The sequence below is a fragment of the Nocardia abscessus genome (assembly GCF_015477775.1).
GTDB classification, from domain to species: Bacteria; Actinomycetota; Actinomycetes; order Mycobacteriales; family Mycobacteriaceae; genus Nocardia; species Nocardia abscessus_A.
In genome coordinates this window covers 26371-50250 of the sequence record NZ_JADLQO010000014.1, presented here as the reverse complement: position 1 = coordinate 50250, position 23880 = coordinate 26371, and the positions used below count along the sequence as shown (strand labels likewise).

Annotated in this window: 20 protein-coding genes and 1 tRNA gene; 14 read left to right on the top strand and 7 right to left on the bottom strand. The window is 68.2% G+C overall.

The window, feature by feature from the left end; all coding sequences use genetic code 11:
- Nucleotides 1–316 precede the first annotated feature (316 nt).
- On the top strand, nt 317–637 hold the full coding sequence (locus IU450_RS28970) for a hypothetical protein (protein WP_181723897.1): 321 nt from the start codon (nt 317–319) through the stop codon (nt 635–637).
- Between the two features lie 626 nt (nt 638–1263).
- On the top strand, nt 1264–1932 hold the full coding sequence (locus IU450_RS28965) for a DUF4389 domain-containing protein (protein ID WP_195152913.1): 669 nt from the start codon (nt 1264–1266) through the stop codon (nt 1930–1932).
- Nucleotides 1933–1969: 37 nt separating this feature from the next.
- Here IU450_RS28965 and IU450_RS28960 read toward each other — a convergent pair whose 3' ends face one another.
- The 3 genes from IU450_RS28960 to IU450_RS28950 are packed head-to-tail and all read right to left on the bottom strand — an operon-like array spanning nt 1970 to nt 4546.
- Nucleotides 1970–2956: an ABC transporter ATP-binding protein gene (locus tag IU450_RS28960; RefSeq protein WP_195152912.1), complete on the bottom strand. Its 987-nt coding sequence runs from the start codon at nt 2954–2956 to the stop codon at nt 1970–1972.
- Entirely contained in the window at nt 2953–3780 is an 828-nt protein-coding gene (locus IU450_RS28955) for an ABC transporter permease (RefSeq protein WP_195152911.1), read from the bottom strand. The genes IU450_RS28960 and IU450_RS28955 overlap by 4 nt, the downstream gene beginning before the upstream one ends.
- Nucleotides 3773–4546, bottom strand: coding sequence for an ABC transporter permease (locus tag IU450_RS28950; RefSeq protein ID WP_324197867.1), 774 nt, complete (start codon nt 4544–4546; stop codon nt 3773–3775). The genes IU450_RS28955 and IU450_RS28950 overlap by 8 nt, the downstream gene beginning before the upstream one ends.
- Before the next feature lie 227 nt (nt 4547–4773).
- Here IU450_RS28950 and ectB point away from each other — a divergent pair, with 227 nt between their 5' ends.
- On the top strand, nt 4774–6030 hold the full coding sequence (gene ectB, locus IU450_RS28945) for a diaminobutyrate--2-oxoglutarate transaminase (protein ID WP_195152910.1): 1257 nt from the start codon (nt 4774–4776) through the stop codon (nt 6028–6030).
- A 274-nt stretch (nt 6031–6304) separates the two neighbouring features.
- Here the strand turns inward: ectB and IU450_RS28940 are convergent.
- A tRNA-Arg gene (locus IU450_RS28940) sits at nt 6305–6378 on the bottom strand.
- 202 nt (nt 6379–6580) lie between these two features.
- On the opposite strand from IU450_RS28940, the gene IU450_RS28935 reads away from it, so the two are divergent.
- The 8 genes from IU450_RS28935 to IU450_RS28905 all read left to right on the top strand — a co-directional run bounded on the left by IU450_RS28935 (nt 6581) and on the right by IU450_RS28905 (nt 18771).
- Nucleotides 6581–8614: a cytochrome c oxidase assembly protein gene (locus tag IU450_RS28935; protein ID WP_195152909.1), complete on the top strand. Its 2034-nt coding sequence runs from the start codon at nt 6581–6583 to the stop codon at nt 8612–8614.
- Nucleotides 8611–9579, top strand: coding sequence for a serine/threonine dehydratase (locus tag IU450_RS28930; RefSeq protein ID WP_195152908.1), 969 nt, complete (start codon nt 8611–8613; stop codon nt 9577–9579). Before IU450_RS28935 ends, IU450_RS28930 begins: the two co-directional genes overlap by 4 nt.
- A gap of 171 nt (nt 9580–9750) precedes the next feature.
- On the top strand, nt 9751–10248 hold the full coding sequence (locus IU450_RS28925) for a single-stranded DNA-binding protein (protein WP_195152907.1): 498 nt from the start codon (nt 9751–9753) through the stop codon (nt 10246–10248).
- An 80-nt stretch (nt 10249–10328) separates the two neighbouring features.
- Nucleotides 10329–12005: an energy-dependent translational throttle protein EttA gene (ettA, locus tag IU450_RS28920; RefSeq protein WP_195152906.1), complete on the top strand. Its 1677-nt coding sequence runs from the start codon at nt 10329–10331 to the stop codon at nt 12003–12005.
- Between the two features lie 336 nt (nt 12006–12341).
- Nucleotides 12342–12464 carry a hypothetical protein gene (locus IU450_RS40680; protein WP_263291371.1) on the top strand — a complete coding sequence of 41 codons (123 nt, stop codon included), beginning with the start codon at nt 12342–12344 and terminating at the stop codon, nt 12462–12464.
- A 192-nt stretch (nt 12465–12656) separates the two neighbouring features.
- Complete coding sequence (locus tag IU450_RS28915) at nt 12657–17597, top strand: NAD-glutamate dehydrogenase (protein ID WP_195152905.1); 4941 nt, start codon at nt 12657–12659, stop codon at nt 17595–17597.
- Between the two features lie 89 nt (nt 17598–17686).
- The gene (locus IU450_RS28910; protein WP_083899217.1) at nt 17687–18058 is read left to right on the top strand and encodes a thioesterase family protein; all 372 of its coding nucleotides are present in this window, start codon (nt 17687–17689) and stop codon (nt 18056–18058) included.
- 44 nt (nt 18059–18102) lie between these two features.
- Nucleotides 18103–18771: a hypothetical protein gene (locus IU450_RS28905; RefSeq protein ID WP_195152904.1), complete on the top strand. Its 669-nt coding sequence runs from the start codon at nt 18103–18105 to the stop codon at nt 18769–18771.
- Between the two features lie 203 nt (nt 18772–18974).
- Here the strand turns inward: IU450_RS28905 and IU450_RS28900 are convergent, their stop codons facing one another.
- Nucleotides 18975–19283, bottom strand: coding sequence for an AzlD domain-containing protein (locus tag IU450_RS28900; protein WP_195152903.1), 309 nt, complete (start codon nt 19281–19283; stop codon nt 18975–18977).
- The gene (locus IU450_RS28895; protein WP_195152902.1) at nt 19283–19978 is read right to left on the bottom strand and encodes an AzlC family ABC transporter permease; all 696 of its coding nucleotides are present in this window, start codon (nt 19976–19978) and stop codon (nt 19283–19285) included. Before IU450_RS28895 ends, IU450_RS28900 begins: the two co-directional genes overlap by 1 nt.
- A gap of 111 nt (nt 19979–20089) precedes the next feature.
- Between IU450_RS28895 and IU450_RS28890 the strand changes: the two genes are divergently transcribed.
- A complete protein-coding gene (locus IU450_RS28890) occupies nt 20090–20656 on the top strand; it encodes a helix-turn-helix domain-containing protein (RefSeq protein WP_195152901.1) in 567 nt (188 codons plus the stop codon).
- A gap of 4 nt (nt 20657–20660) precedes the next feature.
- Here IU450_RS28890 and IU450_RS28885 read toward each other — a convergent pair whose 3' ends face one another.
- Entirely contained in the window at nt 20661–21365 is a 705-nt protein-coding gene (locus IU450_RS28885) for an HNH endonuclease (RefSeq protein WP_195152900.1), read from the bottom strand.
- Nucleotides 21366–21608: 243 nt separating this feature from the next.
- On the opposite strand from IU450_RS28885, the gene IU450_RS28880 reads away from it, so the two are divergent.
- Nucleotides 21609–22013, top strand: coding sequence for a globin (locus IU450_RS28880; protein ID WP_181723910.1), 405 nt, complete (start codon nt 21609–21611; stop codon nt 22011–22013).
- A gap of 230 nt (nt 22014–22243) precedes the next feature.
- On the top strand, nt 22244–23848 hold the full coding sequence (locus tag IU450_RS28875) for a glycoside hydrolase family 13 protein (protein WP_195152899.1): 1605 nt from the start codon (nt 22244–22246) through the stop codon (nt 23846–23848).
- The last annotated feature ends 32 nt before the right edge of the window (nt 23849–23880 follow it).

Genomic DNA, 23880 nt, shown 5'->3' with positions numbered 1-23880 from the left:
CTCCGGCGCAGTCCCGCAACCGGACGCCATCCCACGGTCCACCAGCACGGCAGAGCAAACCGGGAAATCCGCGACGATGCGAGAGAGGGCGGTCCGGGATATCGGGACACTTTCAGGAAAGCGCGGTAGTCGAATCGGCGCAATACTCTGCCGGACAAATCCGAAAGCTGCCGGGAAATCGTTATGTTTCGTTACGGATCGGTCACCCGGCGCCGCGCCCGCGGCAAGCGCACCCGCCAATTATCGAGCGCACTATGGGCAACCGATTCGATCCGACCGCTGCGCGTGGTCGCCCGATCCGCTAGCCTCGGTGTTCGTGCCCGCCTACGTGTCATCGCCGGAGCTGACATTCGGCTTCATGTTCGCGCTGGAAGATCCCGAGCGAATCGCGGAGGTCGTGCGCAACCTGATCGTCCGCAAGACCGTCTCCGTCTTCCGGCTCGCCCGGCTGTCCGACGACGACGGCCCGCCGGAGCGCTACGTGGTCAACTGGGCGGTCATCCCACAGATCTCGATCACCACCGCCGCGCCGGATCAGGAGGAGTTGCGGGCCACCCGCACCATGCTGGTCAACGCCTTCCTCAGTGAGGACGGCGAGGTCAGCCTGTATTCGGCGCAGGCGAACGGACCTGCCTGACCGGACTGCCCTGAGGCAAGCGGCCGGGACGCGACGATCGATCAGCGGGTCGGGATCGGCGGGGCCGGGACGGACGAGTCCGAACCTTTCCGTGAGGACTGCGTTGTGCCGGGTCCACCCGCTGGGCTCGGCGTCCCGGCAGCGACTCGGGTGCCGAGCGGAGCGCCGAGGCTGGTGCTTCAGCGGTCGTGACCGACTCGTTGTCCGGCGATCGACCACGACGTGCACGTCGAGCGGAAACCACGCCGCCGCATGGACTCTCGGCCCAGCGAGGATCGACAGCAGTGTGCCGACGGCCGTACTTCAGCGAACCGGAGTATCGCCATGCTGGGTCCAGGCCAGTGGTCCAGTGATCCAAAGTCTCTGCATCACAGTGTATTTCGGTTGATTCGCTTGCCACGGCCGCCCACGCGCCGTAAGCACGCCGAGGTCGGCCCGCGCTGAGGGGCTCGTATGAAACAGGCGGCTTCGCAGAGTGAGTCGGGCTTCGGTCCCGATCTGCCGCCGTGCGCACCGATTCGTTGGCATCTCGGTATCAGATGGTGCCGTTCCCGATCGGCCCGATACGCGACAATCAGGACATTGGACTGTGGCTTGGATCACAGCAATCGTGAGGAGCGTCGATCATGGAACTCGAGAAGCCCGTGCCGCCCGACCCGATTCGCGTCCGGGGCGATCTGGACCCCGCGCTGTCGCGATGGATGTGGCTGGTCAAGTGGCTACTGGCCATACCGCACTACGTCGTGTTGCTCTTCCTGCATATCGCGTACCTCGTCCTCACGATCGTCGCCTTCTTCGCGATCCTGATCACCGGCAAGTACCCGCGCGGGCTGTTCGACTTCAACGTCGGCGTCATGCGCTGGGGATGGCGGGTGACCTTCTACGCGCTCTCGGTGCTCGGCACCGACAAGTACCCGCCGTTCACTCTGCGGCCCGACGCGGACTACCCGGCCGACCTGGAGATCGACTATCCGGAAACCCTGCACCGCGGACTGGTGCTGGTGAAGTGGTGGCTGCTGGCCATTCCGCACTATCTGATCCTCGGCGCGGCGGTGAGCGGCGGCGTCTTGATCGGGGGCGGCGACGACTGGGGCGGCGCCTCGATCTCGCTGCTGAGCATCCTGCTGATCGTCGCGCTGATCGCGTTGCTGTTCACGGCGCGCTACCCGCAGGGCGTCTACGACTTCGTGATGGGCATCAATCGCTGGATCATCCGCGTGCAGACCTACGCCGGTCTGATGCGCGACGAGTACCCGCCCTTCCGGCTCGACCAGGGGGCCCGCGAGTCCGACTGAACCGGTAGCGCCGACCGTGCCGAGTCCGCCCGCCGCCTCAGCGGGCGGACTCGTATATCCGGCGGACCACGTCCTCGATCTCGGGCTCTTCGATCGACAGATCCCGGACCTCGGCGCGGTCCGACACGGCGGCCAGCAGTTGCGCGGCGGTGATCTCTTCCGGATCGAAGGCCAGCCGCTGCCGCATGCCGTCGCCTTCGGTGCCCAGCAGTTGAGCCGCGGGGAGATCGTCGAGGTCCGGCGCCGGTTCGGCCAAGTCGACCACCAGGACCCGGCGCGCGCCGACCGTGGCCGCCAAGCCCGTGAGCGACCCGTCGTACACGAGGCGGCCGTGGTCGGCGACGAGCACTCGTCCACAGAGCCGTTCGATGTCACCCATGTCGTGCGTGGTGAGCAGCAGGGTCGTGCCGCGCTCGGCGCGTTCGGCCCGGAGGAACTCGCGCAGCCGCTGTTTGGACAGCACGTCGAGGCCGATCGTGGGTTCGTCGAGGATCACCAGCTCGGGTGAATGCAATAGTGCGGCCGCCACTTCCGCGCGCATGCGCTGGCCCAGCGACAGCTGCCGCACCGGTGTGTCGAGGGTGTCGGCCATTTCCAGTTGCTCGATCAGTTCGTGTGCGCGCTCGCGTGCGGCCTCCGGCGCCAGCCGATGGATCGCGGCCAGTATCGCGAACGATTCGCGCAGCGGCAGATCCCACCACAGCTGCGAGCGCTGGCCGAACACCACGCCGATCCGCCCGGCCAGTTCGCGGCGCTGCCGCACCGGGTCCAGACCGCAGGTGCGCACGGCGCCGGAAGTGGGCACCAGGATGCCGGTGAGCATCTTGATGGTGGTGGACTTGCCCGCACCGTTGGCGCCGATGTAGCCGACGGCGGCGCCCCGCTCGATCCGGACGGTCATCCGGTCGACCGCGGTGAGCGTCTCGCGCCGCCTGCGCCAGCGGGTGCCGTCCTTGCGATACAGGGTGAACTGCCTGGTCAGTTCGTTCATGTCGATGATCGCTTCCGGCTGCCCCGTGCTCATCCGCCGCCTCCCTGGTAGTGCCGTGTGCCCGATCGCCACAGACTCAGTGCCAGCACCCAGACCCACAGTGCGGCGACCGGCGTCAGCCAGGCCAGCCAGGCGGGCAGTAGCGGCGGGCCGGGTAGCCCCAGCAGCGCGAGGGTGGGGAGGTAGGCCGTGAACGACACCGGGATGGCGAACCCGAACAGCAGCCGCATCGGGGCAGGGAACACCGACGCGGGTTGCGTCGCCGCGAAGGAGCCGCCGTAGGTGAAGCTGTTGGTGAGTTCGGAGCCGTCGATCAGATAGAACTGCAACCCGGCTGCGCAGACGAACACCCCGCCGAACAACGCGATGCCGCCGACGAGCGTGAGCGTCAGCAGCGCGGTCGTGGTCGAGGACCACTCGATGTCGTTGCGTGCCAAGCCGACTCCGAGTGCGACGATCGAGACCGAAGCGCGAGCGAACCTGCGCAGCGAGATGTCGCTGGTGATCAGTTGCAGCAGGAGCGGTTGCGGCCGTAGGTGATAGGCGTCGAGCTGGCCCATCCTGATCAGTACCGGCAGCGTGTCGAGGTGCCCGAACAGTACCTGGGACAGGGCGAAACTCGAGTGGCTCAGTCCGAACAGCAGCAGTGCCGCGTCCAGGTCGAGCCCGCCGAGGACGCGCGCGGTGCGGAAGATCAGCCACACTTCGGCCAGTTCGACCAAGCCCACCATGAAGGCGCTCAAAACCTCGGTGGCGAAGGACAACCGGTAACTGCGCTGGGCTCGGATCCTGGAGCGCAACACCGCCACGTAGGGCGTCGACCACGACCCGGCGCGCGGGGGCGCGGCATCAACCACCCTGCACCTCCAGCCTGCGGCGCCCGGCGATCAGCAGCACCCGCCCGGCGATTCCGGCCACGAGCACCCAGAACACCTGGACGCCGATGACCGAGAGCGCCTGCGCACCGGTGACCCGCCCCGAGAGCACGTCGACCGGAGACTGCAGGATCGAGGGAAAAGGCGTGGCGGCCGCGATCGCGCCCAGCCACGAAGGGAACATGTGCACCGGCACGAAGAGTCCGGCCAGGAAGGTGCCCGAGGTGTAGTAGAGCAGGCGGATGCCGCGGGTCTCCACGACCCAGAATCCGATCAGCACCATGACGAACCGGCACAGGAACGAAACCACCACGGCCAGCAGCACACTCACCACGCCGAGCAGGTACGGGCCGGGCGTGACCGGCATCGCCAGGCCGAAGGTGAGCGTGCCGACCAGCACGCTCGGCACCCCGCGCGGCAGGAAGGTGCACGCCGCTCGCCCGAGATCGTCGGCGAGATAACCACACTGGATATCGACCGGGCGCAGGAAATCGATCGCGATGTCGCCGTTCTTGACCCGATCGTCCAGCTGTCCCAGCGGTCCCATGAACTGCATCGCACCGAGCAGTCCCTGCGAGAGCCACACGTACGCGCCGATGCTGCCCTGGTCGTATCCGCCGAAGTCGCCCGCGGCGTCCACCGCGGCCATCAGGACGGCCGCGCGGACGAACCCGAACACACAGTTGGTGAACAGCCCCGCGAACATGGCCAGTTTGTATTGCCACTGCCTGCGGAATCCGGCGCCCACGAGCGATGCGTAGAGGGCGACGGCGCTGCGAAATCGTTTCCCGACGGCACGCTGTCCGCCCCCCTCCGGTCTGCCGCGCACAAGAATTTGACTTTACTGACCCCGGTGAGCGCGGGGAAGGCTTCGGCGCTGTTTGCGGAAAAGCGCCACATCCAGCCGTCGGCGGTGTTAGAAACACTGTCACTTCAGATTTTGGCGCGCTCGCGCACGCCGAGTAAGGATCGCCGATGACCGTCGCCGAGATGACTGTTTTCGAGGCACTCGAATCGAACGTGCGCGGGTACTGTCGCTGCTGGCCCGCGGTCTTCGACACCGCCAGCGGAGCGTGGCTGCGGGACGAGACCGGCAAGGACTACCTGGATTTCTTCGCGGGGGCGGGCTCGCTCAACTACGGCCACAACAATCCGGTGCTGAAACGGGCGCTGCTCGACTACATAGCCGGGGACGGCATCACCCACGGGCTGGACATGTCCACCGTCGCGAAACGGCGTTTGCTGGAAGCTCTGCGCGACACCGTCTTCGGTCCGCGCGGGCTGGACTACAAAGTGCAGTTCCCAGGGCCGACCGGAGCGAACGCGGTCGAGGCCGCCCTGAAACTCGCGCGCAAGGTCACCGGGCGGCAGACCGTGCTGAGCTTCACCAACGCGTTCCACGGAATGTCGCTGGGTGCGCTGGCCGTGACCGGAAACGCCGCCAAGCGGTCCGGCGCCGGGGTTCCGCTCGCGCACGCCATGCCCATGCCCTACGACGGATACCTCGGCATCGCCGACGACTTGCTGTGGATGCGCCGGGCGCTCGACGATCCGTCCTCCGGGTTGGACAAGCCTGCCGCGGTGATCGTGGAGACGGTGCAGGGGGAAGGCGGCATCAACGTCGCCCGCGCGGAATGGCTGCGCGGGCTGGCCGAGCTGTGTGCGGCCCGCGGCATCCTGCTGATCGTCGACGACGTGCAGATGGGCTGCGGCCGTACCGGACCGTTCTTCTCCTTCGAGGTCGCGGGTGTCACGCCCGACATCGTGACGTTGTCGAAGTCGATCGGCGGCTACGGGCTGCCGATGGCGCTGGTGCTGTTCAAACCGGAACTCGATCAGTGGGCGCCGGGTGAGCACAACGGCACCTTCCGCGGCAACAACGCGGCTTTCGTCACCGGGCGCGTGGCTCTGGAGCACTACTGGTCGGATTCCGTACTGGAACGCGCGACTCTGGCCAAGGGGGAGCGGCTCGCGCGGGCGCTGAGCGAGCTCGCCGCGGCGTTCCCGGGCGTCACGACGCGCGGACGTGGCCTGGTGCACGGCGTCGTCTTCGAGGACGCGTCACTGGCGGAGAAGGTCGGTCAGGCAGCTTTCGACCGCGGTCTGCTCGTGGAGACCTCGGGTTCGGCGGACGAGGTGATCAAGCTGATGCCGCCCCTGACGGTCACCGACGAGGAAATCGATCAAGGCATTCGACTGCTGGCGGGAGCGATGGAGGCGGTCTGCGGCTGAATGTCGCATGGCGCGTTATGTCGCATGGCGCGTTGCGGAAACCACGCAGCGCTGCCCACCGGCGTACGGCCGCGCCGCCGCTCGGAGCACGGCGGGTCTGATCGGGCTGCCTGGTCCTGCAACCGGCTCGCAAGTCTCGGGGCGGCTTCGGCTGGATCGCCGGCACCGTCCCCGCGATGCGAGGCACCAGGCGAGAATTTCTTCGTGTTTGAGCGGCCCGCTCCGCGGGTAATAGCACTGGAGACCCGCATAGCTGCGGGTCTCCAGTGTGCTGCGCCCCCGGCAGGAATCGAACCTGCGACCTAGGGATTAGAAGGCCCTTGCTCTATCCAACTGAGCTACGGAGGCAGCGGGTTCCACGATGGCCGACATTGGCCGTGCTGTCCAGCGGGTCGATTATAGCGACCGTCCAGGTGCCCAGACTCTTAGCGTTAGCAACGTTTCAGCCATCCCGAGACAGTAGGTGACGCGCCCGTGGTGGTGCGCGGCCCACAATATCGGTACAAACCCGACCGGGCCACGGAATACTCGCCGAACTACGCTCAGTCGTATGTCGTCCGCCGCCACCTCGTCCGTCGCTCCCGAAGCCGAGACCTCCCGGTCCGGGGCGACGTTCGCGACGGTCACCGCGCTGGCGGGCGCCATCGCGGCCGTGGTGGCGGCGCTGGTGGTGGGGCTGTCGGCGGCGCAGGCACTGAGTCTGCTCGGCATCCCCGATCCGGGCGCGCCGACCACCTACGGCCTGCCCGCGGTGCGGGCGCTCGCCGATCTTTCGGCGGCGCTGACGGTCGGTTCCCTGCTTTTCGCGGCCTTCCTCGTGCCACCGCAGCCGAACGGGCTGCTGGACGTGGGCGGGTACCGCGCGGTGCGCCGGGCGTCGAACTTCGCCGTGGTCTGGGCATGTTGCGCGGCGCTTCTGGTGCCCCTGACGGTGTCGGATACCACGGGTCAACCGGTGGGGGAGGTCCTGCGGCCGGAGGGTTTGTGGCGGGCGATCGGTCAGATCGAACTGGCCGGAGCCTGGCGCACCACCGTGATCTTCGCCCTGATCGTCGCCGTGGGCGGCCGACTCGCGTTGCGCTGGGGCTGGACCCCGGCCCTGCTCGGGGCCGCGATCGTCACCATGATGCCGCTGGCGTTGACCGGGCATTCGTCCTCGGGCGGGTCGCACGACGTGGCGACCAACAGCCTGATCCTGCACCTGATCGCGTCCGCAATGTGGGTCGGCGGCCTGTTCGCGGTGCTCGCGCACGCCCTGCGTGGCGGGGCGTACACCGACGTGGCCACGCGGCGCTTCTCGCTCACCGCCACGGTCGCGTTCGCCGTGATCGCGATCAGCGGCGTGATCAACTCCTGGGTCCGCGTGCCACCCGAGGAGTTGTTCACCAGCACCTACGGCAGGCTGGTGCTGGCCAAGGCCGCCGCGTTGACGCTGCTGGGCGCGTTCGGCTATCTGCAGCGCCGCGCCGCGTTGCCCGCCCTCGCGGCCGATTCCCGCGACCGCTCTGCGCTGGTCAGGTACGCGGGCGTGGAGGTGCTGATCTTCGCCGCGACGATCGGTCTCGCGGTGGGGCTCGGCCGTACGCCGCCGCCACCCCCGGATTCCGTCCCCACCCCCGTCGAAGTGGAACTGGGCTACGAACTGGCCGGGCCGCCGAACCTCGCCCGGATGCTGTTCGACTGGCGCTTCGATCTGATCTTCGGAACGCTGTCGCTCGTGCTGGCCGTGCTGTACCTGCTCGGGGTGCGGCGGCTGCGGGCGCGGGGTGACGCGTGGCCGGTCGGGCGCACGCTCGCCTGGCTGTCCGGTTGCGTGGTGCTGCTGGTCGCGACATCGTCCGGAGTCGGCCGGTACTCGCCCGCGATGTTCAGCGTGCACATGGGGGCGCACATGGCGCTGTCGATGCTCGCGCCGATCCTGTTCGCGCTGGGCGGTGCGGTGACGCTGGCGCTGCGCGCGCTGCCGCCCGCGGGCCGTGGTGGCGTCCCGGGGCCGCGCGAATGGCTCCTCGCCGCGGTGCACAATCCGGTGTCGCGTTTCCTGACCCACCCGATCGTGGCCTCGGCGATCTTCGTCGCCGGGTTCTACGCGCTGTACCTGGGCGGCATCTTCGACACGTACGCCGACTCGCACGCCGCCCACCTGCTGATGAACGTGCACTTCCTGCTCAGCGGCTACCTCTTCTACTGGGTGGTGATCGGCATCGATCCCAAGCCGAGGCAGGTGGAGCCGCTGACCAAGCTGGCAATGGTGTTCGGCTCGCTGCCGTTCCACGCCTTCTTCGGCGTCGCGCTGATGAGCATGACCACCGTGCTAGGCGGCTGGTTCTACCGCGGTCTCGGCCTCGGTTGGAACGGCGACCTGCTCGGCGACCAACGTACCGGCGGCAGCCTCGCCTGGGCCAGCGGTGAGGTCCCCCTGGTGGTGGTGATGATGGCGTTGCTGATCCAATGGTCCCGCAGCGACCATCGGCTCGCGCAACGTACCGACCGAGCCGCCGAACGCGACAACGACGCCGCACTCGCCGCATACAACGCGATGTACGCCGAACTGGCCAAGCGAGATGGAGAAGTGCGTAAGTGAGTGAACGCGCCACCGTGGCCTCCCCACACAGGCCGGTCGGGCGGGTGGAACGGTCGGACGTGCGCTCCGCGCGCAAGCGGCTGGCCGGGCAGATCCGCAAAACGCCGGTCTTCCACACCTCCGTCGCGAGTCCGTCCGGGCCGGTGCCGGTGACGATGAAGCTCGAGCACCTCCAGCACGGCGGGACATTCAAGGTGCGCGGCAGTCTCAACGCGCTGCTGGAGTCGGGCGGCGGCATCGATCGCGTGGTGATCGCCTCCGCGGGCAACGCGGGTATCGCGGCCGCGCTGGCCGCGGCGCGGCTGGGCAAGGCATGCACGGTCGTCGTCCCGGAGACGGCGCCGCACACCAAGGTCGCCGCGATGTGGTCGCACGGCGCCGAAGTGCTCTGGTACGGCACCACCTACGGCGAGGCTTTGCAGCACGCCACCGAGTTGGCCGCCGAACGCGGCGCGCTGCTGCTGCACGGCTACGACCTGCCCGCCGTGGTCGCCGGCGTGGGTGTGGTCGGCCTGGAACTCGAGGAGCAGGTGCGCGGGCGGCCGCCGGTGCTGGCGGCAGTGGGCGGCGGCGGACTGGTGGCCGGGATCGCGGCCGCGCTCGGGCGCCGTCAGCAGGTGATCGGGGTGGAGCCCGAAGGCGCCGCGATCCTGCGGGCGGGCCTGGATGCGGACGGCCCGGTGGACATCCTCGGTTCCGGCATCACCGTCGACACCCTCGGCCCCACGCGGATCGGCGACATCGCCCTCGACGTCGCGCGCCGCCACGGCGTGCGGTCGCTGCTGGTCAGCGACGACGCGATCGGCGCGGCGCGGGAGTACCTCTGGCGCGAGTTCCGCATCCTCGTCGAACTCGCCGGCGCCGCGGCGCTGGCCGCGGTGCACAGCGGCGCCTACGTTCCCGCGCCGGACGAGCGGCCGGTGATCGTGCTCTGCGGCGCCAACACCGACGTGGCGGTGTTCTGATCGCACGGGCGTGAAAGGCGCGATCTTCACACTCCGGCAGGTTGTGCACATTTGCGGATCGGAACGCTCGGCGCCCGCGGATCCGGCGCACCCTGGAAGTGCCTCCTGAAGGGGGAGGAAATTCCGGGCATTTCCAGGCGGGCCCGGATCCGAATGTGAAGGGGCGTAATCATGTACGAGGCCAACGCGACCGTGATCGGCACGATCGCCACCCATCCGGTCAAGCGCGACCTGACCAACGGGGAGCAGGTGGTCACCTTCCGGCTGGCGAGCAATTCCCGCCGGCTGGATCACGCGTCGGGTCAGTGGGTGGACAACGGCACGCTGTATCTCACGGTCAGCTGCTGGCGTCGGTTGGTGGCGGGTGTCGACGCCTCGCTGCGGCGCGGCGATCCGATCATCGCCTACGGTCAGCTGCGCTCCCACGAGTACCGGAGCAAGGACGGGGTGGAACGGCGGGACCTGGAGATGCGTGCCAGTGTGGTCGGACCGGACCTGTCCCGCTGCGCCGCGCAACTGACCCGGTTGTCCGACCTGCCGTCGCGGAATACTTCCGGGTCCGCGAGCGCTGAAGTTCGGGTGCCGGTCGGCGAGGCGCCGGGGGAGAATGTCGCAGCCGCCGGTTCGGCGCCGCCCCGCGGCAGCGCACCCCAGCCCGTCGACGCGTGATCGCGCGACCGGTTTCCGTCCCGGCGGCAGGGTAGCTCTGCTTCGTCCCCCCATCTCCCGCACCGATAGGCTTCACACTTATGGCTGAGTTCATTTACCAGATGAAGAAGGTTCGCAAGGCGCACGGCGACAAAGTCGTGCTCGACGATGTCACCTTGAACTTCCTTCCCGGCGCCAAGATCGGCGTCGTCGGCCCGAACGGCGCAGGTAAATCCAGCGTGCTGAAGATCATGGCCGGACTGGACCAGCCGAACAACGGTGACGCGTTCCTCGCCGCCGGCGCCACGGTCGGCATCCTGCAGCAGGAACCTCCGCTCAACGAGGAGAAAACCGTCCGCGGCAACGTCGAAGAGGGCATGGGCGAGATCAAGGTGAAGCTGGATCGCTTCAACGAGATCGCCGAGTTGATGGCCACCGACTACTCCGACGAGCTCATGGAGGAGATGGGCAAGCTCCAGGAGGATCTGGACCACGCCGACGCGTGGGACCTGGACTCCCAGCTCGAGCAGGCGATGGACGCGCTGCGCTGCCCGCCGCCGGACGAGCCGGTCACCAACCTCTCCGGTGGTGAGCGCCGCCGCGTCGCGCTGTGCAAGCTGCTGCTGAGCAAGCCCGACCTGCTGCTGCTCGACGAGCCGACCAACCACCTCGACGCCGAGAGCGTGAACTGGCTCGAGCAGCACCTGGCGCAGTACCAGGGCGCTGTGCTCGCGGTCACCCACGACCGGTACTTCCTGGACAACGTCGCGCAGTGGATTCTCGAGCTGGATCGCGGCCGCGCCTACCCGTACGAGGGCAACTACTCCACCTACCTGGAGAAGAAGGCCGAGCGGCTGGAGGTGCAGGGCAAGAAGGATCAGAAGCTGCAGAAGCGGCTCAAGGAAGAACTCGCCTGGGTGCGTTCCGGCGCCAAGGCCAGGCAGGCCAAGAACAAGGCCCGCCTCGGCCGGTACGAGGAGATGGCCGCCGAGGCCGAGAAGATGCGGAAGTTGGATTTCGAGGAGATCCAGATTCCCGCGGGCCCGCGCCTGGGCAACGTGGTGGTGGAGGTCGAGCACCTGGACAAGGGCTTCGGCGACCGCCAGCTGATCAAGGACCTGTCGTTCACCCTGCCGCGCAACGGCATCGTCGGCGTGATCGGGCCGAACGGCGTCGGTAAGACCACGCTGTTCAAGACCATCGTGGGGCTCGAGCAGCCGGACAGCGGCGAGGTGAAGGTCGGCGATACGGTCAAGCTGAGCTACGTCGACCAGAACCGCGCGGGCATCGACCCGAAGAAGACGGTCTGGCAGGTGGTCTCCGACGGTCTGGACTTCATCCAGGTCGGCCAGCAGGAGATGCCCTCGCGCGCCTACGTGAGCGCGTTCGGCTTCAAGGGCCCCGATCAGCAGAAGCCGGCCGGCGTGCTGTCCGGTGGTGAGCGCAACCGGCTGAACCTGGCGATGACCCTCAAGCAGGGCGGCAACCTGATCCTGCTCGACGAGCCGACCAACGACCTCGACGTGGAGACCCTGGGGTCGATGGAGAACGCGCTCGAGAAGTTCCCCGGCTGCGCCGTCGTCATCTCGCACGACCGCTGGTTCCTCGACCGCACCTGCACCCACATCCTCGCGTGGGAGGGCGACTCGGACAACGAGGCCAAGTGGTTCTGGTTCGAAGGCAACTTCGAGGCGTACGAGGCCAACAAGGTCGAGCGGCTCGGCCCGGAAGCGGCCCGCCCGCATCGGGTTACGCACCGCAAGCTCACCCGCGGCTGAGTTCGCCGCGACGGGTGGGTGCGGTTCCGCCCGCACCCGCCCGGGGCTTGCTCGCCGCACCGGCCGGGCTCCGCGTTCGTCCGAGCGTCCATCTCGGTGTCGGCGAGATTATTTCGTTGTGCGCGACTCCCTCTGCCGGTGCGGGGGAGCGCTCGAAGCCGGACGGGCCTCAGGCACTGCCCGGCGTTTGCTGGTGTATCGGCGCAGGGGGAGATCCGGCCGGAACCACGCCCAAATCGAGGGAATAGCGCCTCGGCAAGGCGGGGCGACGAGGTTTCTCGCCGAACGCGGAACAGGAGTGACACCTACCCGCGCGTAGCCCACTAGGGTGGAGTCGTGAATGCGCAGGCGCAGTTCGAGCAACCGGTGGCTTCGACCGCCGATGCGGTGGCCGAGCTGACCCGAGGTACCGGTGCGGCGCCGCTGCCGCCGCGGATACGACCTGTAGCGCTCACCTGACGTTCGCGGGTCCGATTCTGTGCTGTGCCCGAGGTCATCCCGTCCGATCTCGGCACACGAGCGGCGAACTCCGCGGTCGTGGTGAACACCCGGATATCGAAAGGGAATTCACCCACGCGTCATCGGCGCACAGTTACCCTCGGACCGGCGTCACTTTGTTACGGAACCGATATCCGAGGGAGTTGGCGAAAAATGACCGTCTCGTCCGAATTGTCCAGCGCGGCGTGGGCCGCGGGTTTGCCGCAGACCTTGCGCGGCGAACTCGCGACGCTCGAGGAGGCATACTTCCGCCACGTCGACGCGGGCGATGTGGACTGTGCGATCACCGGCATCACCCAGATCTTCCGCAGGCACCTGGAATTGGCCGTCACGCGTCGCCCCGGTCGTGCGCTGGTGCGGGTGTATCACCCGGATGACGGCTCAGGCATCGGTGCGGCGCTGCAGGTCGTCACCGACGACATGCCCCTGCTGGTCGAGTCGATCAGCTCGTCGCTGAGCCGGATCGGCGTCAGCGTCAGCGAGATCATCCATCCCATCTTCGAGGTCGAGCGGGACGAGGACGGGCACCTGACGCACGCCGCCGCGCACGAGGTGGACGGCACCGGCACGGCCGGGCTGCGCGAATCCTGGATGCACGTGCAATTGCATCCGTCGACCAGCGCGGCACTGCTGGCCAAGGTCGAGAGCTCGGTGCCGGACGTGGTGGACGACGTCCGGCAGGTGATCGGCGACACCGAAGCCATCGAGGACGTCCAGGGCAAGCTGGCCGACGACCTGGAGCTGGCCGCACAATCCGGGTCCGCGCCGTTCGAGCAGGGCGAGCTGATCGACACCGCCAAGCTGCTGCGCTGGCTGGCGAAGGGAAACTTCACCCTCCTCGGCTACGCGCGCTATCGGCTGAACAGCGACGAGGGCCGCGAGCTGTCCACCGTCCTGCCGGCGACCTGCCTCGGCGTGTTGCGGCCGGACGTCGGCACCGACTTCCACGTGCCGGTCAACGGCGGCGACCGCCCGCTGCTCACGCTGACCCAAGGGCTGGTCCCCGCCACCGTGCACCGTGCGGTGTACCCGTACTTCGTCAGCGTCGCCGACTTCGACGCAAGCGGATCGGTCATCGGCGAGCACCTGTTCATCGGCGTCTTCACCGTCACCGCTGTGCACGAGAACGTCCTGGATATACCGGTGATCGAACGCCGGGTCCGCTCGGCGATCGAGGAGAGCGGTTTCGACCTGGATTCGTTCTCCGGTCAGGCGATGCTCGAGGTCATCCAGTCCTTCCCGCGCACCGAGCTGTTCTCCGCCGACGCCGAGACGCTGCGCCGCACCGCCACCGCCGTGATCAGCGTGAGCCTGCGCCGTCAGGTGCGCTTGTTCTTGCGCGCGGACACCTACGGGCGCTACGTCGCCTGCCTGGTCTATCTGCCGCGGGACCGGTACACCACCAGCTCGCGGCTGGAGATGCAGGAGATCCTGGTTCGCGAACTGGGTGGGGTGTCCATCGATTACTCCGCCCGGGTGGGCGAAAGCGATTTGGCGCGAGTCTATTTCACGGTGCGCATGCCGGAAGCGGAGCACGGCGTCCCGAGCCGGACGCCGCCGGCCGCCGACACCTCCGAGCCCAACCGGCTGCGTCTGCAGAATCTGCTCGCGGAGGCCAGCCGCACCTGGGACGACCGCCTGAACGACGAGGTGAGCACGTCGACCGTGCTCGATCCTGCGGTGGTGCAGCGGTACGCGGAGGCCTTCCCCGAAGGCTACAAGCAGGACTTCGCCGCTGCCCGCGCCCTGACTGACATCGTGCGCCTGGAGCGGCTCCGCGAGGGCGGGATCGACCAGTACCTCTACCGGAAGCTGGATTCGGCGCCGGGTTCGTGGCGTTTCACCCTCTACATCGGCGGCAGCGGAATCTCCTTGAGCCAGGTGCTCCCGCTGTTGCAGAGCCTCGGGGTCGAGGTGGTCGACGAGCGGCCCTACCAGCTCGAGCTGGAGGCCGCGGCCGATGGCGGCGCAGGTGGGGAGCGCTGGATCTACGACTTCGGTCTGCTCGCCCGTCCCGAGTTGTTGCGCAGTTCGCTCGACCGGGATCTGGACGCGGAACTGCTCGAGTCCTCCAATCGCGCCGCCGTGCTGGAGGCGGAGGTGCGCGGGTTGCGTGAGCGGTTCGTGGAAGCGTTCGAGGCCATGTGGTACGGCCGCGCGGAGGCGGACGGGCTGAACGAGCTGGTGCTGCGTGCCCGGCTGCCGTGGCGGGCCGTCTCGATCCTGCGTACCTACGCGAAGTACTTGCAGCAGGCCGGTTTTCCGTACAGCCAGGCGAACATCTGCCGCGTGCTGCTCACCTATCCGGATATCGCGCGCCTGTTCGCCGACCTGTTCGCCGCGCGTTTCGACCCGGACACCGTCTCCGCCGAGCACGCCGCCGAGTTGGAGACCCAGGTGCGTGGGCGGATCGACGAGGTGGTCAGTCTGGACGCGGACCGCATCCTCCGTGCGATCCTCGGCCTGATCACGGCGACGCTGCGTACCAACTACTACGTGACCGCCGCGGACGGCAGTCCGCGCGACTTCGTCTCGGTCAAGGTCGAACCGCACGCGATCGCCGAACTGCCCAAGCCACGCCCGCAGTTCGAGATCTTCGTGTACTCGCCGCGGGTGGAAGGCGTGCACCTGCGCTTCGGGCCGGTGGCGCGCGGTGGTTTGCGGTGGTCGGATCGTTTGGAGGATTTCCGCACCGAGATCCTGGGTTTGGTGAAGGCGCAGGCGGTGAAGAATGCCGTGATCGTGCCGGTGGGCGCGAAGGGCGGGTTCGTGGTCAAGCAACCGCCCACGGCCACCGGTGATCCCGTCGCGGACCGGCAGGCGTTGGGCGCGGAAGGCGTCGCCTGCTACCGCACCTTCATTTCGGGCTTGCTGGACGTCACCGACAACGTGGATCGGGCGACCGGGGAGGTATTGCCTCCCGCACGAGTCGTGCGCCGCGATGGTGACGACACCTATCTGGTCGTGGCGGCCGACAAGGGCACCGCGACGTTTTCGGATATCGCCAATGATGTGGCGCAGAGTTATGGTTTCTGGCTCGGTGACGCGTTCGCTTCCGGTGGTTCCGCGGGTTACGACCACAAGGCGATGGGCATCACCGCCAAGGGCGCCTGGGAAAGCGTGAAACGCCACTTCGGCGAGATGGACATCGATACGCAGTCACAGGATTTCACTGTGGTGGGTGTCGGTGACATGAGTGGTGACGTGTTCGGTAACGGCATGTTGCTGTCGGAGCACATCCGCTTGGTGGCCGCTTTCGACCACCGCCACATCTTCCTCGACCCCAACCCGGACGCGGCTGTCTCCTACCGGGAGCGGCAGCGGATGTTCGCGTTGCCGAGGTCGTCGTGGGCGGACTACGACACAGCGCTGATCAGCGCCGGCGGCGGCGTGTGGGACCGCACTGTCAAGGCCGTGCCGATCAGCCCGCAGGCCAGGGCGGCCCTCGGTCTGGGCGACGACGTCGTCTCGCTGTCGCCGCCGGACCTGGTCCGCGCGATCTTGCTCGCGCCGGTAGACCTGCTGTGGAACGGCGGAATCGGCACCTATATCAAGGCGAGCGCGGAGACCAACGCCGAGGTGGGCGACAAGTCCAACGATGCGGTTCGTGTCAACGGAAACCAACTGCGGGCCAAAGTGATCGGTGAGGGCGGCAACTTGGGCGCGACGGCGCTCGGCCGGATCGAGTTCTGCCGCAACGGCGGCAAGATGAACACCGACGCGCTGGACAACTCGGCGGGTGTGGACTGCTCCGACCACGAGGTCAACATCAAGATCCTGCTCGACGCCGTGGTCTCCGGCGGTCAACTGCCGCCGGACGAGCGCAATCCGCTGCTGGCCTCGATGACCGACGAGGTCGCGCAGATGGTGCTGCGCGACAACGTGGCGCAGAACTTCCTCATGGGCATCTCGCGCACCGAGGCGCCGCAGATGCTGAGTGTGCAGATGCGGCTCGTCGAGGATCTCGAACAGCGTCGCGGCTTGGACCGCGAACTCGAGGCGCTGCCCTCGGACCAGGAGATGAAGCGCAGGCTGGAAGAAGGTTCCGGACTGGCTTCGCCGGAGCTGGCGAATCTGATGGCGCACGTGAAGCTTTCGCTCAAGGCCGATCTGCTCGATTCCGACCTGCCCGACAGCCAGTATTTCGCCACGCGGCTGCAAGACTACTTCCCGGCCCCGCTGCGCGACCGTTTCGGCGCGGCGATCAAGCGCCACCGGCTGCGCCGGGAAATCGTCACGACCATGCTCGCCAACGAGATGGTGGACTACGGCGGTGTCACCTACGCACACCGGTTGAACGAGGAGGTCGGCGCCACCGCCACCGACGCGGTGCGCGCTTTCGCCGCGGCCAGCGGGATCTTCGACCTGCACCAGATGTGGACGCGAATCCGCGCGTGCGACGCGCCCACCTCGGTGCGCGACCTGCTCGAGCTGGAGACGAAGCGCACGCTGGACCGAGCGTCCCGGTGGCTGCTGAGCAACCGGCCGCAGCCGATCGCGGTGGGCTCGGAGATCAGCCGGTACTGCGCCGACGTGCGCGAACTCGCCCCCAAGGTGGCGGGCTGGCTGCGCGGGCACCACGTGTCCATCCTCACCGACCGGTCCGCCGAGTTGATCGCCCGCGGCGCCCCGACCGATCTGGCCACCGAGGTCTTCGGCCTGCTCAACCTCTTCCCGCTGCTGGACATCGTGGACATCGCCGACATCACCGACCGGGACGGCGACGAGGTCGGATCGCTGTACTACGCGCTCAACGATCACCTCAAGATCGACTGGCTGTTACAGGCGGTGAGCCACCTCGAACGCGGCGACCGCTGGCATGCGCTGGCGCGGCTCGCGCTGCGCGACGATATGTACGGATCGTTGCGCTCGCTCACCCTCGACGTGCTCTCCGGCGGCGACCCCGAGGAGACGGCGGATGAGAAGATTGCATACTGGGAGTCGAAGAATCAGTCCCGCCTCGGCCGAGCCAGGGCGGCGCTGTCGGAATTGTTCGAGTCCGGAACCCACGATCTCGCCACGTTGTCGGTTGCAGCGCGGCAAGTGCGGAGCATGGTGAGCGGGGTGGGCGCTCAATCGGAGGTACCACGTTGACGAGTTCGGTGAACCGGAACGGGACGGCGGCGGGCAGCCTCGTGCTGCCCAGGCGTTTTCACGCCAAAGTGGATGTCAGATGGTCGGACATGGACGTGTTCCAGCACGTCAACCATGCCCGGATGGTGACGCTGCTGGAGGAGGCGCGAATCCCGTGGCTGTTCGAGGACGGCCGCCCGACCGCCCCGTTGCGCGAGGGTTGCGTGCTCGCCGACCTGCGGGTCCGCTACCGCGGCCAGTTGCGTCACGAGGACACGCCGCTGGATATCGCCATGTGGATCGAACAGTTGCGCGCGGTCGACTTCACCATCGGTTACGAGGTGCGGGCCGCGGGCGCCGCGCCCGATTCGCCCGCGGCGGTGGTCGCGTCCACGCAGATCGCCGCGTTCGACATGCCGGCGCAGCGGTTGCGCAGGCTCACCGACGCCGAGCGTGATTATCTGTCCGAGTGGATGGAATGAGCGACCCTCGTCGGTGATCGTCGAATGCTGACGGCGGAGCGGCCGTGATATCGGAACAACGGGTACTGCACGTGCCCGATCCCGCGGAGCGGGAGAATCTCGCCACGTTCCTGACCAGGGCCGTGCGCTTGGACCCGGCGGCGGTGGTGCGCCTGCGCCGCCGGGGGGAGCACTATGTCTCCGCCTGGGTGGCGACGGGCTTCGAGGCGCTGGCGATGCGCACCGTGGTCGGCGAACTCGGCGTCGACGACGTGACAGTCGGCGCCGATGTCGTGCTGGCCGGATCGGCCGGCGGCGGTCCGATCGACCTCGGATACTCGATGGACTCCGCGTGGCGTGGCGCGTTGCCGCCGACGGACGGTTTCGCGCACGTCGAGGACGTGCCGGCACGCACCCTGGTCGAACTCGCCGAACAGGGTGCGCAGCTGGCGAAGGAACACGGCAGCGGCCACGGTCCGCCCGCCTCGCTGCTGGATCAGGCGGTGCTGACCGTGTCCGGCGCGGGCACCCGGGTGCAGGTGCCGATGCGAGTCGTCTTCGCGCTCACGGCGATGGATTTCATCCCCCACTCGGGGGACAAGGCCGATTCGCGCCGCATCCCGCCCGCCGAGATAGTCCGCGTCCGCGCGACCAGAACATGGCTGCGGATCGACGCCCGCTACGGTTCCGTCGCCCGCCGCATCGGTGGGGCGATTCCCCTGCTGCCGCAATGACCGCGCCGTGCGCCGAAGGTGGGCCGGGCTCGGAAGTCCGCGACGAACTTCGCTGGTGTGCCGGGCGTAAGGGCCATGGACGAAATGCCCGGTAGCACTTGACCGCCCGGGAGCGATCGATGATGTAGGCGGCGCCGTCGGCAGGAGGGGACGGCGCCGCCTTCGTCGGCGAAGCATGGTGGCGGGGACGGTGTTCCGGTCAGTCAGGAGACGCCGATCAGGCGAAGCAGTGCCGTCGTCGCGGCGGCGGCGAGAATCACCACCAGAATGGGACGGCGGAACCAGGCCAGCACGCCGCCGACGAGAACGCCTGCGGGCACGGCGAATCCGAGGCTCGTGGTGCCGAGCGGCAGCGTGGTCACCGCCACCAGTGCGGTCAGCAGGACGACGGCGGCGATTTCCAGCAGGCGCACCACGCGCGCCGGAGGACGCACTCGGTCGCGCAACACGGGCCCGGCCCAGCGGAACGCATAGGTGCCCACGGCCAGGGCGACGATTCCGGCGGCCAGCATCACGCCGCTCCCGATGTGGTCGCTGGTTCCGGTTTCTCCCGTGCCGCGACCAGCACTCCGGAGAGGGCGAGCAGGACCGGCAGTCCCGTGGGCAGGAACGCGGCGGTGATCAGCGCGATGGCGGTGCCGACGCACACCGCCGCGAGGGTGGTTCGGTCACGCAGGGCGGGCAGGACCAATGCGAGCAGAACCGCGGGGAACACCGCATCGAGTCCGAGCACCGAAGTGTCGCTGACCACCGATCCGATCAATGCTCCGATGGCCGCGCCACCGGGCCAGGCCAGAAGCACGCCCACGCCGGTGATCCAGTACGCGGCTCGCCTGCGGTGTGCGTCGGACTGTGCGATGGTCATGGCGACCGACTCGTCGTTCATCAGATGGACGCCCAGCGGCCTGCGCCATCCCGTGCCGACCGCGTCGGGAATCGACAAGCCGTACGGCACGTGCCTCGCGTTCACCAGCAAACCCGCCAGCACCGCCGCGAGCGGGCTACCACCTGCGGCGACAATCCCGATGAACAGGAATTCCGAACTCCCGGCGAGCACCACGCATCCGAGCAGGACCGGAAGCCACACCGGGAAGCCCGCGCTCACCGCGGTCGCTCCGTAGGAGATCCCGATCACGCCGACGGCGAGCAGCACCGCCCCGATACCCGCCAGCGTGTCCCGATCCAGTGTTCGCCATATCGAACGCATGTTGTTTATAGTGAACATGGCGCGGCGCTTCGTCAATGTGGTTTTCTGTCGAGGGTTCCCAAGGGCGAACACCCAGCGCCGCGGGCGCTGGAAAACCAACAGGGAGCGGGAATGACGCGGCAGGACGCGACGACTACACCCCAGGCGGTGATCGCCGCCGCGCTGCGCCGTGAGCGCACGCGGGCCGGGTTGTCGTTGAGCGAGGTCGCCGGCCGGGCGGGCATCGCGAAATCCACGCTGTCGCAACTGGAATCGGGAGCCGGGAACCCGAGTCTGGAGACATTGTGGGCGCTGTGCGTCGCGCTGGACATGCCGTTCTCCCGATTGCTGGATCCGCCGCGCCCGAGCGTGCACGTCATCCGCGCCGGGGAAGGCCCCGTTGTCGCGGCCGAGCAGTCGGAGTACCGGGCGACCCTGCTGGCGGCCGGGCCCGCCAATTCCCGCCGCGACCTGTTCCGCATCACCGCCGAACCGGGGCATGCGCGCCGATCGGACCCGCATATCGCCGGGGTGGTCGAGCACGTGCTGCTCGCCGAGGGGCGCGCGTTGGTCGGCCCGGTCGAGGCGCCCGTCGAACTACACCCCGGCGACTACATCGCTTACCCGGGCGATCGGCCGCACGTGTTCGAAGCGCTGGCATCGCCGACATGGGCGACGCTGGTGGTGGAGTACACCTGAGCGGTCAGGCCGCGCCCTCGCCGAGATACTGCAACCACAAGGGGTCGAGTTCCGTGGTGGTGGACAGCAGGCGCCAGTGCGGGCCCTTCGGTGAGACCAGCGGAGATCGCAGCGTCCAGCCCAGCTCGCTGAGCAGCTTGTCGGCCTTGCGGTGGTTGCACGGCGCGCAACTGGCGACGCAGTTCTCCCAGGAATGCTCGCCGCCGCGGCTACGCGGGATGACGTGGTCGATGGTCTCGGCTTTGCCGCCGCAATAACCGCACCGATAGCGATCCCGGTGCATGAGGGCCGCACGGGTCATCGGGACCCGGGCCCGGTACGGGACGTGGACGTAGCTGCGCAGGCGGATCACCGAGGGAATGGCCACCGCCGTCTCGGCGGAGTGCACAATCGGCCCTTCGTCGTTGTGGTGAACGGCGTCGGCCTTGTCGCAGATGAGCAGGACGATCGCGCGGCGCGCGGACAGAGCGGTGAGCGGCTCGTAGGTGGCGTTCAACAGCAGCACCCTGGTCTTGAGCCAGTTCGTGCCCTCGACTGGCGGGGCGGTGGGGCGGGGGCCGTGGTCGTGATGGCCACGATGTCCACCCGGATGATGTTCGGACAAGATGTGCAGCGGAGTAGCCCCCGACCCACGATTGTGGACGTCGGCGGGCTGGAGTTGTCGGTGTGCTCGCGCCTCGTGTGACCGGGCGCTGTGCCGCTGCTTCATCTCGACCTCGATTTCATGATTGGCAGGATCATGTGGTATCTGCAAAGCAGAGACTGTCCCCCAGTTGACCATGGAATGTCGGGCATTGCACGGTGATTTTCGACAATGTCCGGTTAACTGTGGCTGAAGTGCCATTTCGGCGCGATGTTCCGGTTGCCGAGCGGCGGCGCAAGGGCAGTGCGGCGGCGGTGCCCCGGCGCGGGCACAATGGACACCGGCGCATCCGGTGAATCGAGAGGGTCTATGACTTCGGGCGAGCAAACGGCGACGTCGTTCTACGAGGCGGTCGGTGGGGCGGAGACGTTCCGGCGGCTCGTCGCGACGTTCTATCGCGAGGTGGCCGCCGACGAGGTGCTGCGCCCGCTCTATCCGGAAGAGGATCTGGTCCCGGCGGAGCGCCGGTTGCGGATGTTCCTCGAACAGTACTGGGGCGGTCCGCGCACGTACTCCGACGAGCGCGGCCACCCGCGCCTGCGCATGCGGCACATGCCCTTCACCATCGGGCCGATCGAGCGGGACGCGTGGCTGCGGTGCATGCGTATCGCGGTCGCGGAGATCGAGCCGGAGACGCTGGACGACGAGCACCGCAAGGCGCTGCTGGACTACCTGGAGATGGCGGCCAACTCCTTGGTGAACGCGCCCTTCTGACAAGGTGATCGCCGTCGAGCGGATGACTTCGCCGGAAATGTGTTTTCTACCGCGTTGAGGTCGCGGCGAATTCGCTGATGAACAGCAGGTGACGGGGGCGTTGCCGTCGAGAGGCGTGGCAGCGGCGGCATTTTCACTGCGGCGGACTGTGGTGCTGAGGATTTGCCCGCAGTTCGCGGCTGCGCGTCGCCTGGAGGCTTTCACTACAAAACTTTGGCACTATTGCGGATGTGAGTGATGCACCAGCCTTAACGGCGCCGGTGGATCCCACCACGCAACCGTGGTGGCGGTCGGCCGTGTTCTACCAGGTTTATCCGAGATCCTTCGCGGACTCGAGCGGCGACGGGGTCGGCGATCTCGGCGGCGTCCGGGACAAACTCGGCTATCTCGAACTGCTCGGCGTCGACGCGCTGTGGATCTGTCCGGTGATGCGTTCGCCCATGGCCGACGGTGGCTACGACGTTGCCGATCCGCGCGACATCGATGAGCTCTTCGGCGGGCTCGCCGCGATGGACGCGCTGATCGCCGCAGCGCACGCCCGCCGGATCCGGGTGACGATGGACCTGGTGCCCAACCACACCAGTGACCGGCATTCGTGGTTCCGCGCGGCGCTGGCGGCGGCTCCCGGCAGCCCGGAACGCGACCGGTACATCTTCCGCGACGGCCGCGGACCCGGTGGCACCGAGCCGCCGAACAACTGGCCGAGCATCTTCGGCGGGCCCGCCTGGACCAGGATCACCGAACCCGATGGCACACCAGGCCAGTGGTACCTGCACATCTTCGCCCGCGAGCAGCCCGACCTGAACTGGGCCAACCCCGAGGTCGCCGCCGACTTCGAGCAAACCCTGCGGTTCTGGCTCGACCGGGGCGTCGACGGGTTCCGGATCGACGTGGCGCACGGCATGGCCAAGCCCGACGGCCTGCCCGACATGCCGCAGCTGAGCGTCTCGGCCCTGCTCGCGCACGACGACAGCGACCCGCGGTTCAACAACCCCGCCGTGCACGACATCCACCGCCGGATCCGCAAAGTGGTCGACGAGTACCCCGACGCGGTGCTCATCGGTGAAGTGTGGGTGAACGACAACACCCGCTTCGGGGAGTACGTCCGCGCCGACGAACTGCATCTGGCCTTCAACTTCCGACTCGCGGAATCGGCGTTCGACGCCGAGGCGGTGCGCGACGCGATCGACAACTCGCTCGCCGCCGTCGGACCGGTTTTCGCCGTGCCGACCTGGACGCTGTCCAACCACGACATCGAGCGCGAGGTCACCAGGTACGGCGGCGGCGCGATAGGGGTCGCTCGGGCGCGGGCGATGATCCTGCTGGAACTCGCGCTGCCCGGCGCGGTGTTCCTCTACAACGGCTCCGAGCTGGGGCTGCCCAACGTCGACGACCTGCCGGAGGAGGTGCTGCAGGATCCGGTGTGGGAGCGCTCCGGGCACACCCAGCGCGGCCGCGACGGCTGCCGGGTGCCGCTGCCGTGGGAGGGCGCCGCGCCGCCGTTCGGGTTCACCACCGGTACGCCGTGGCTGCCGATCCCGTCCGACTGGGCGTCGCTGACCGTCGAAGCGCAGCTGGAGGAGCTCGGCTCGACGTTGTCGCTGTATCGCCAGGCAATCGAACTGCGGTCGGTACGGCCGGAGTTCGCCGGGGACCGGATCGAGTGGTACGGCAGCCCGCCGGGTTGTCTCGCGTTCCGCCGTCCGGGTGGGCTGGTGTGCGTACTCAACGCCTCCGACGCGCCCATCCAGTTGCCGCCGGGGGATGTGCTGCTGGCGAGCGCGCAGGCCGAGGGCGGTCAGTTGCCGCCGAACGCGGCCGCCTGGTTGGTCTGAGGCACGCCGAAGTCCCAGCTCGAGCCGGGTGA

Coding starts and splice junctions, on each gene's coding strand:
- IU450_RS28965 (WP_195152913.1), top strand. CDS start 1,264: ATGGAACTCGAGAAGCCCGTGCCGCCCGACCCGATTCGCGTCCGGGGC.
- IU450_RS28960 (WP_195152912.1), bottom strand. CDS start 2,956: ATGAGCACGGGGCAGCCGGAAGCGATCATCGACATGAACGAACTGACC.
- ectB (WP_195152910.1), top strand. CDS start 4,774: ATGACCGTCGCCGAGATGACTGTTTTCGAGGCACTCGAATCGAACGTG.
- IU450_RS28935 (WP_195152909.1), top strand. CDS start 6,581: ATGTCGTCCGCCGCCACCTCGTCCGTCGCTCCCGAAGCCGAGACCTCC.
- IU450_RS28925 (WP_195152907.1), top strand. CDS start 9,751: ATGTACGAGGCCAACGCGACCGTGATCGGCACGATCGCCACCCATCCG.
- ettA (WP_195152906.1), top strand. CDS start 10,329: ATGGCTGAGTTCATTTACCAGATGAAGAAGGTTCGCAAGGCGCACGGC.
- IU450_RS28915 (WP_195152905.1), top strand. CDS start 12,657: ATGACCGTCTCGTCCGAATTGTCCAGCGCGGCGTGGGCCGCGGGTTTG.
- IU450_RS28910 (WP_083899217.1), top strand. CDS start 17,687: ATGGACGTGTTCCAGCACGTCAACCATGCCCGGATGGTGACGCTGCTG.
- IU450_RS28900 (WP_195152903.1), bottom strand. CDS start 19,283: ATGCTGGCCGCCGGAATCGTCGCCCTGGCCGTGGGCACCTATGCGTTC.
- IU450_RS28895 (WP_195152902.1), bottom strand. CDS start 19,978: ATGCGTTCGATATGGCGAACACTGGATCGGGACACGCTGGCGGGTATC.
- IU450_RS28890 (WP_195152901.1), top strand. CDS start 20,090: ATGACGCGGCAGGACGCGACGACTACACCCCAGGCGGTGATCGCCGCC.
- IU450_RS28885 (WP_195152900.1), bottom strand. CDS start 21,365: ATGAAGCAGCGGCACAGCGCCCGGTCACACGAGGCGCGAGCACACCGA.
- IU450_RS28880 (WP_181723910.1), top strand. CDS start 21,609: ATGACTTCGGGCGAGCAAACGGCGACGTCGTTCTACGAGGCGGTCGGT.